Source organism: Heyndrickxia camelliae (genome assembly GCF_002844575.1).
GTDB lineage: Bacteria > Bacillota > Bacilli > Bacillales > Bacillaceae_C > Margalitia > Margalitia camelliae.
In genome coordinates this window covers 1-2,584 of sequence record NZ_PIQO01000054.1, presented here as the reverse complement: position 1 = coordinate 2,584, position 2,584 = coordinate 1, and the positions used below count along the sequence as shown (strand labels likewise).

The following is a 2,584-nucleotide window of genomic DNA, read 5'->3' as shown; positions in this document are numbered from 1 at the left end:
TTGGTTAAGTCCTCGATCGATTAGTATTCGTCAGCTCCATGTGTCGCCACACTTCCACCTCGAACCTATCAACCTGATCATCTTTCAGGGATCTTACTAGCTTGCGCTATGGGAAATCTCATCTTGAGGGGGGCTTCATGCTTAGATGCTTTCAGCACTTATCCCTTCCGCACATAGCTACCCAGCGATGCCTTTGGCAAGACAACTGGTACACCAGCGGTGCGTCCATCCCGGTCCTCTCGTACTAAGGACAGCTCCTCTCAAATTTCCTACGCCCACGACGGATAGGGACCGAACTGTCTCACGACGTTCTGAACCCAGCTCGCGTACCGCTTTAATGGGCGAACAGCCCAACCCTTGGGACCGACTACAGCCCCAGGATGCGATGAGCCGACATCGAGGTGCCAAACCTCCCCGTCGATGTGGACTCTTGGGGGAGATAAGCCTGTTATCCCCGGGGTAGCTTTTATCCGTTGAGCGATGGCCCTTCCATGCGGAACCACCGGATCACTAAGCCCGACTTTCGTCCCTGCTCGACTTGTAGGTCTCGCAGTCAAGCTCCCTTGTGCCTTTACACTCTGCGAATGATTTCCAACCATTCTGAGGGAACCTTTGGGCGCCTCCGTTACTCTTTAGGAGGCGACCGCCCCAGTCAAACTGCCTGCCTGACACTGTCTCCCACCCCGATAAGGGGTGCGGGTTAGAATTTCAATACAGCCAGGGTAGTATCCCACCGACGCCTCCACCGAAGCTGGCGCTCCGGCTTCAAAGGCTCCTACCTATCCTGTACAAGCTGTACCAAAATTCAATATCAAGCTGCAGTAAAGCTCCACGGGGTCTTTCCGTCCTGTCGCGGGTAACCTGCATCTTCACAGGTACTATAATTTCACCGAGTCTCTCGTTGAGACAGTGCCCAGATCGTTACGCCTTTCGTGCGGGTCAGAACTTACCTGACAAGGAATTTCGCTACCTTAGGACCGTTATAGTTACGGCCGCCGTTTACTGGGGCTTCAATTCAGAGCTTCGCTTACGCTAACCCCTCCTCTTAACCTTCCAGCACCGGGCAGGCGTCAGCCCCTATACTTCGCCTTGCGGCTTCGCAGAGACCTGTGTTTTTGCTAAACAGTCGCCTGGGCCTATTCACTGCGGCTCTCTCGGGCTTGCACCCTACCAGAGCACCCCTTCTCCCGAAGTTACGGGGTCATTTTGCCGAGTTCCTTAACGAGAGTTCTCTCGCTCACCTTAGGATTCTCTCCTCGCCTACCTGTGTCGGTTTGCGGTACGGGCACCTTTCACCTCACTAGAGGATTTTCTTGGCAGTGTGGAATCAGGAACTTCGGTACTATATTTCCCTCGCCATCACAGCTCCGCCTTCACGGTTACGGGATTTGCCTCGTAACCAGCCTAACTGCTTGGACGCGCATAACCAGCAGCGCGCTTACCCTATCCTCCTGCGTCCCCCCATCGTTCAAACGGTGAAGAGGTGGTACAGGAATATCAACCTGTTGTCCATCGCCTACGCCTTTCGGCCTCGGCTTAGGTCCCGACTAACCCTGAGCGGACGAGCCTTCCTCAGGAAACCTTAGGCATTCGGTGGAAGGGATTCTCACCCTTCTTTCGCTACTCATACCGGCATTCTCACTTCTAAGCGCTCCACCAGTCCTTTCGGTCTAGCTTCAACGCCCTTAGAACGCTCTCCTACCACGGACACGGCATTTTTCCAAAGGAAAATATGCATCAACATGTCCATCCACAGCTTCGGTGATACGTTTAGCCCCGGTACATTTTCGGCGCAGAGTCACTCGACCAGTGAGCTATTACGCACTCTTTAAATGGTGGCTGCTTCTAAGCCAACATCCTGGTTGTCTAAGCAACTCCACATCCTTTTCCACTTAACGTATACTTTGGGACCTTAGCTGGTGGTCTGGGCTGTTTCCCTTTTGACTACGGATCTTATCACTCGCAGTCTGACTCCCAAGCATAAGTATTTGGCATTCGGAGTTTGTCTGAATTCGGTAACCCGATGAGGGCCCCTAGTCCAAACAGTGCTCTACCTCCAATACTCTCATCTTGAGGCTAGCCCTAAAGCTATTTCGGAGAGAACCAGCTATCTCCAAGTTCGATTGGAATTTCTCCGCTACCCACACCTCATCCCCGCACTTTTCAACGTGCGTGGGTTCGGGCCTCCAGTAAGTGTTACCTTACCTTCACCCTGGACATGGGTAGATCACCTGGTTTCGGGTCTACGACCTCATACTCTTTCGCCCTATTCAGACTCGCTTTCGCTGCGGCTCCGCCTCATCAGCTTAACCTTGCATGAAATCGTAACTCGCCGGTTCATTCTACAAAAGGCACGCTATCACCCATTAACGGGCTCTAACTACTTGTAGGCACACGGTTTCAGGTTCTCTTTCACTCCCCTCCCGGGGTGCTTTTCACCTTTCCCTCACGGTACTGGTTCACTATCGGTCACTAGGGAGTATTTAGCCTTGGGAGATGGTCCTCCCTGCTTCCGACGGGATTTCACGTGTCCCGCCGTACTCAGGATCCACTCAGGAGGGAACGAAGTTTCAACTACAGGGTT

1 rRNA gene is annotated in these 2,584 nt (G+C 53.1%); it reads right to left on the bottom strand.

Features of this window, described 5'->3' with window-relative positions:
• Positions 1 to 2,584: ribosomal RNA gene (locus CWO92_RS24815) — 23S ribosomal RNA — on the bottom strand; the annotation flags it as partial.